The sequence below is a fragment of the Protofrankia sp. Cas3 genome, from assembly GCF_963555955.1.
Taxonomy (GTDB): Bacteria; Actinomycetota; Actinomycetes; order Frankiales; family Frankiaceae; genus Protofrankia.
Genome location: NZ_CAUVXP010000261.1, coordinates 1 through 4,780 on the forward strand (window position 1 = coordinate 1; position 4,780 = coordinate 4,780).

Genomic DNA, 4,780 nt, shown 5'->3' on the forward strand with positions numbered 1-4,780 from the left:
CGACCACCCGGAGGTCGCCACCGACCTGAACAATTTGGCGTTGGCGTTGCAAGACCTGGGTCGGGCCGGGGAGGCGTTGCCGTTGTTGCAGCGGGCGTTGGCGATCGCCGAGACGGTCTACGGCCCCGACCACCCGTCAGTCGTCCTGATCCGACGCAATCTGTCCGATCTTGACAAATAGATATGACGGTTTTCATCACTTGATCAAGATTGACTGTGCTGTCGGTAACCGCAGACGGTCTCATCATGGCGGGTGAGGGGTCGGGCTGCCGGGGAGCGAAGCGGCCGGATGCTGTCTCCCGGCTGCCCGCTGGCGTGCCCCCTGCTCGTTTTTCGTCTGTCTCTGGCCTGCCGGCGATGGTCTCCGTTGGTCGCGGGATTACGAATCCTGGAATGCGGTCGGGTGTTTGGTGAACTGGACCGCGGAACAGGACCAGCATCGCGAATCCATGCCGCTCGGTACGGCATGGATTCGCCTATCCGGCGGCGGTCGGTCTGGCCGGAATGCCCATGGGTCCCGGCGTGTCTGGCATACTTGCCATTCCTGGTCTGGGTTGTGCGCGGTGGCGGGCCAGCGACGCACCCGGCGAGCATGGCGCGCCAGCGCCACGCGCAGCCGTCGCGCGGCGCGGCCCGTGCCGCGTCTTGATCTAAAACCGAGTAATTCGGCAGTGCCCGGCTTATATCCGAGATCTGGTCGGGTGTTGCGGTAGCTGGTTCAGAGCATGCGGGGGTCGTCTTCGGTGACGTGGCCACCGATCGCGGCGTGTCCGGGAGGTCCGGGTTCGGCATGAACGATGGAACCGTGGCCATGGTGGATGATGATGCGTCGTCCGAGTGCGGCCGCTAGGCGCATAGAGGCTGATCCGGTGGCTTCGTCTTCGACAATGCCGAGTCGACCGGCGAAGGTACGGGCACGCACGGTGCCGGTAATTTCGTCCTGCCAGGCCCAGACCTGGGTCATCTCCTGGGCGGGGTTGATCGGTCCGGTGAGGGCGTCGACCTGCTCGGCGCTGGTAAGACGTTCATGCCACCACGGCGGGGTGATCGCGAGTGGGGCGCGGACCCACACGCCGTCCTGATCGGTCCAGGTCGCGGCGTCGCCACCGGGCATCCGGAGAACCTCGGGGTGGGCTCCGGTGAGACGGGCGATCATCCAGGCGGCACCGACGGCGGGATGGCCGGCGAACGGAAGTTCCCGAAGCGGCGTGTAGATCGTGATGAGGGCTTTGTCGGGATCGTCGATGAACACGGTTTCGCTGTAGCCGAGAGCGGCGGCGATGGCCTGCCGGCGGTCACGGTCGGGGACGGTGACCGGGGCGTTCTCGATGATGCCGAGAGGGTTACCGTGCCTGCCGGCACGATCGGTGAAGACCCGGACGACTCGTACCGTGACCACGTGTCGCGCCTCCTTGCCGACCGGATGCCTGCCCACACGATGCCTGCTGTGAGCGGTTCCTGTCCGCTGGATGCGCGGTTCGGGTGCGGTTCGTGAGCGCTCGGCTCCGGGGCTGCGGTGACGGCGAACGGGTCAGGGTCAGAAGGCAGCGATCTCGTGACGGAGGTCTACGGCGATGGTGGAGTTGCGGTAGCGGGGAGCGTCGAGTAGCTCGGCGATGCGGTCGAGCCGGCGGCGGTGCCAGGAGACCCGTTGCTCGCGGGGGATCGTCAGAACTGGGTGGAGCGCGTCGGTGACACCGTCGATGTTTCCCCGGAGGAGCCGGGCAGTCGCCAGGTAGACATGCGAGAGGACTTCGTCGGCAACGAATCGTTGTTCGGCCGGTCCGGTGCTGAACAGGGTGATGGCGGTGGTGATGGCCTCTTCGGCGCCCTGGGCGCCAACATTGTCGGGAAGCCAGATCAGGCTTCCGCCAGCGTAGTAGTGCTGCATGGCACGGGGGAAGGTGAACAGTCCGGTTTCGATGTCGGACGGTGTGTCGGTGTGGTCGATGGCGTGGGCTGCGGCGGCGAGTGAGGCATGAGTGCCGGCAACGTCGCCGAGGTGGGCGAGGCATTGTGCTTCGCCGCTGGTGATCCGGGCCAGGCCCGCACCCGTGGGACGTAGGGCCATGCCAGCGTGGATGTACTGGAGGGCTTCACGGTACCGGTTCGCGAACCGTGCGATCAGGCTTTGGGTTCCTCGCGCCCATACCGCAAGGCCGGTGTGTCCGGCGAGGTCCGCGCACATCAGGGCCATCCGGGCGTGGGCCATCGCCGGGCCGGGCTTGCCCAGATCGATGGCGCCGTAGGCGAGAACGCCGGAGAGTTGCCCGGCGATCAGGTAGAGGTCGCGGAGCTGCGTCGGCCGGCGGGTGTTGTCGAGAGCGGCCAGGACCCGGGTACGCATGTCGACGGTTTCGGCAAGCACGGTTTCCGGGGGTCCGGCGATGTAGTCGAGGGAGATGCGGGCGACGTCGTCGGCGAGCTGTTCGAGAACGAGTGGATCGACGGTTGCCGCGCCGAGTCGTTCCAGAACGGCGGCGGATTGGCGGGCTGCGGCGGTGATGAGCTCGTCGGGGAGCATGTCGAGTCCGACAGTGACAGGGATCGCGAGGGACACCGTCCGGCGGGTGGGCCGTGCCGGCGTGTCCGCGGTGGATCCGGTGGATCCGGTGGATCCGGCGACGGCGGTCGTCTGGCCTGCCCGGTGGGTTTTCTCGTGGTCCAGCCCGAGACGGGCGCGGGGGATGTTCAGGCCGCTCGCGAGCCGCTCGAAGACGGCCAGCGTTATCACCTGCCGCTTACTGTTACGGATCTCGCTGATGTGGGACTGCGGCATGCCACACGCGGTAGCGATCTGCCCTTGGGTGGCACCCGTCCATTTCTGGAAAGTCTTCAACACCGTGGCCATGTCGCGCTGGTCAAGGGCCTGAGCCATGTCCGGGCGGTCCCACAGACCGGCGGGTGTGGCGGGTAGCTCATGGTTACGGGACGTCACGGCTGCCTCCCTGGCGGGATGATTGGGCGCAATCGGTCTCATGCTGTGCACCGTCCGCCAGTTTAACCACCGGGTGTATACGGCCAGCGACCTTTTCACCGTTCGTCAGGCTCGTAATCGTGGCCGGGAGCCGGTCGGGTCCATGTCGAGAAGTGATCGCCGTTGGGTCGGGTCGGTGTCCAACCAGCGGAAACGAAAGCGGGACGGGATGCGGCCAGCGACAGAACCCACGGCAAGCCCAGCGACCAGCGGAGACGGTGGTGAGCGACTGCCGGTCCTTTACGGTGTCGTCCGTTTCGAACCGGGCGACGAACGGCGGGTCCGCGACACCACGATCACGTTTGATTCGCCGGCGGCGGCGGAGCTCTTCGCGGTGGAAAGCGGCTGGCACGACTACCAGGTGACACCGCTGTTCTTCTTCGTCGACACTGCCACGGCGCCGGCGGCCGGGCGGGTGCTGCTGGGGGCGGCGTTGGCACGGTCGGTGCGGCGGGCCGGTGGCCGATGACCGGCGGGGAACATCCCGGGGGCATGTCACCCGGGGACGGCTACACGATCACGATTCATCCGGCGGACCGGCCGGCGGAGGTGCTGCGGGCCTGGGCGGCGTTGCCGGACGGGGTGGGGTTCGCTGAAGCGTTCGGCGACGTGGACGTGACGCTTGTGTTCCGGCCGGTCGCTGAGCTGGCGTCGTCGTGGGAGCCGGGCGAAACGACATCCGTGCCGGGTTGAGGTAGTCGCGCGGCCGAGACCGCGGGGAAGGATAAGGGGTCAGGATCCCGCCGGGCGTAAACGTCCGTTGTCGGGGTGCTGGCCCCTTACCTATGGACCAGACGGGCCGCGACGAGTTCCTCGATGGCGGCCAAGCGGCGGCTGACCTCGGCAAGCTGCTGTTCGACGCGGCCGATGCCGGCGAGGATCTCCCGCTCGGCGGGCTGACCGACGCCCGTGGGGGTGCCTCCGGCGTGGAGTACCCGGATCAGGTGGTCGTCTGGCCAGTCGAGGGCGCGTGCGATGGCGGTCAACGTCGTGTTCTGGACCCGGCGGCCGTGCGCGCCGTGCTGGATCCGGCGCAGCGTCGCCACCGACACCCCAGAGACGTCCGCGAGCGCCTTCTGTCCGATCCGCTCGTGGGCCATCCGCGCGTTGACCGCGTCGGCAACCGCGCTCCAGTCCTCGTCGAGACGCGGGCCGCGAGCGGTGTGCACCGGAACGCCGTTTGTCATACAGCAAAGATAATGGTGCAGTGCACCTCCGATACCGATCTATACCGGGATTCGGGAAATTATCCAGCGGCTGTATACACCGGCTGGAAAGCGCTTGGCGAGCGCTCCATGAGCGGTGCATTGTGGGACCTGTCCGGAACGCGGTGAGATGCCGGCAACATCCGGACATGATCCCTACGGAGGTGGACAACGATGGCGATACCGCGGTGGATTCCGGTGGCGTTCGGGGATGTGTTTCCCCATGGCGCGTTCGTGCTCGGGGTGGAGCCTGCGAACGACTTTGAGAAGTCGAAGGCGGGGGTGCCGGATGCGCAGGAGCGGGACAAGGAAACCGGTGAGTTGCTGTGGGCGGTGCGGGTGATGGACGCGGACCCGAACGCGCGGGCGGGGTCGGCGGAGGTGAAGGTGAAGATTCCCGCGCCGGTTCAGCCGGTGCCTCCGGAGCCGTTGGCGGGTACGGCGTTGCGGCCGGTGGAGTTCGACGGGTTGACGGTCATGCCGTGGCTGAACAGGTTCGGCCCTACCCCGAAGCTGGGATTGGCGCTGCGGGCGCGGGGGATGCGGCCGGTCGGTTCCGGTGGCCGGCGGGCCTCGTCGGGGGTGGCGGCATGACCGC

Annotated in this window: 7 protein-coding genes; 4 read left to right on the top strand and 3 right to left on the bottom strand. The window is 67.5% G+C overall.

Translation table 11 applies throughout. The features are described 5' to 3' along the window. Nucleotides 1-181 (top strand): tetratricopeptide repeat protein (locus tag U9983_RS26660; RefSeq protein ID WP_322756651.1); only part of this gene is annotated, 181 nt, incomplete at its 5' end. Nucleotides 182-718: 537 nt separating this feature from the next. Here U9983_RS26660 and U9983_RS26665 read toward each other — a convergent pair. Both U9983_RS26665 and U9983_RS26670 read right to left on the bottom strand, forming a co-directional pair. After that, on the bottom strand, nucleotides 719-1,399 hold the full coding sequence (locus tag U9983_RS26665; RefSeq protein WP_322756652.1) for a PhzF family phenazine biosynthesis protein: 681 nt from the start codon (nucleotides 1,397-1,399) through the stop codon (nucleotides 719-721). Nucleotides 1,400-1,537: 138 nt separating this feature from the next. Continuing rightward, nucleotides 1,538-2,980 carry a helix-turn-helix domain-containing protein gene (locus U9983_RS26670; protein ID WP_322756653.1) on the bottom strand — a complete coding sequence of 481 codons (1,443 nt, stop codon included), beginning with the start codon at nucleotides 2,978-2,980 and terminating at the stop codon, nucleotides 1,538-1,540. Nucleotides 2,981-3,146: 166 nt separating this feature from the next. On the opposite strand from U9983_RS26670, the gene U9983_RS26675 reads away from it, so the two are divergent. Both U9983_RS26675 and U9983_RS26680 read left to right on the top strand, forming a co-directional pair. Further along, nucleotides 3,147-3,446 carry a hypothetical protein gene (locus tag U9983_RS26675; RefSeq protein ID WP_322756654.1) on the top strand — a complete coding sequence of 100 codons (300 nt, stop codon included), beginning with the start codon at nucleotides 3,147-3,149 and terminating at the stop codon, nucleotides 3,444-3,446. Next, nucleotides 3,443-3,670 (top strand): hypothetical protein, encoded by a 228-nt coding sequence (locus tag U9983_RS26680; protein WP_322756655.1) that lies wholly within the window; start codon nucleotides 3,443-3,445, stop codon nucleotides 3,668-3,670. The genes U9983_RS26675 and U9983_RS26680 overlap by 4 nt, the downstream gene beginning before the upstream one ends. An 86-nt stretch (nucleotides 3,671-3,756) precedes the next feature. Here U9983_RS26680 and U9983_RS26685 read toward each other — a convergent pair whose 3' ends face one another. Continuing rightward, the gene (locus U9983_RS26685; protein WP_322756656.1) at nucleotides 3,757-4,164 is read right to left on the bottom strand and encodes a helix-turn-helix domain-containing protein; all 408 of its coding nucleotides are present in this window, start codon (nucleotides 4,162-4,164) and stop codon (nucleotides 3,757-3,759) included. 192 nt (nucleotides 4,165-4,356) lie between these two features. Between U9983_RS26685 and U9983_RS26690 the strand changes: the two genes are divergently transcribed. Then, nucleotides 4,357-4,776: a plasmid replication, integration and excision activator gene (locus U9983_RS26690; RefSeq protein WP_322756657.1), complete on the top strand. Its 420-nt coding sequence runs from the start codon at nucleotides 4,357-4,359 to the stop codon at nucleotides 4,774-4,776. The last annotated feature ends 4 nt before the right edge of the window (nucleotides 4,777-4,780 follow it).

Excerpts from the sequence above, each read along its gene's own strand:
- U9983_RS26690 (WP_322756657.1), top strand. The coding sequence starts at position 4,357 with ATGGCGATACCGCGGTGGATTCCGGTGGCGTTCGGGGATGTGTTTCCC.
- U9983_RS26675 (WP_322756654.1), top strand. The coding sequence starts at position 3,147 with ATGCGGCCAGCGACAGAACCCACGGCAAGCCCAGCGACCAGCGGAGAC.
- U9983_RS26680 (WP_322756655.1), top strand. The coding sequence starts at position 3,443 with ATGACCGGCGGGGAACATCCCGGGGGCATGTCACCCGGGGACGGCTAC.
- U9983_RS26685 (WP_322756656.1), bottom strand. The coding sequence starts at position 4,164 with ATGACAAACGGCGTTCCGGTGCACACCGCTCGCGGCCCGCGTCTCGAC.
- U9983_RS26670 (WP_322756653.1), bottom strand. The coding sequence starts at position 2,980 with ATGAGACCGATTGCGCCCAATCATCCCGCCAGGGAGGCAGCCGTGACG.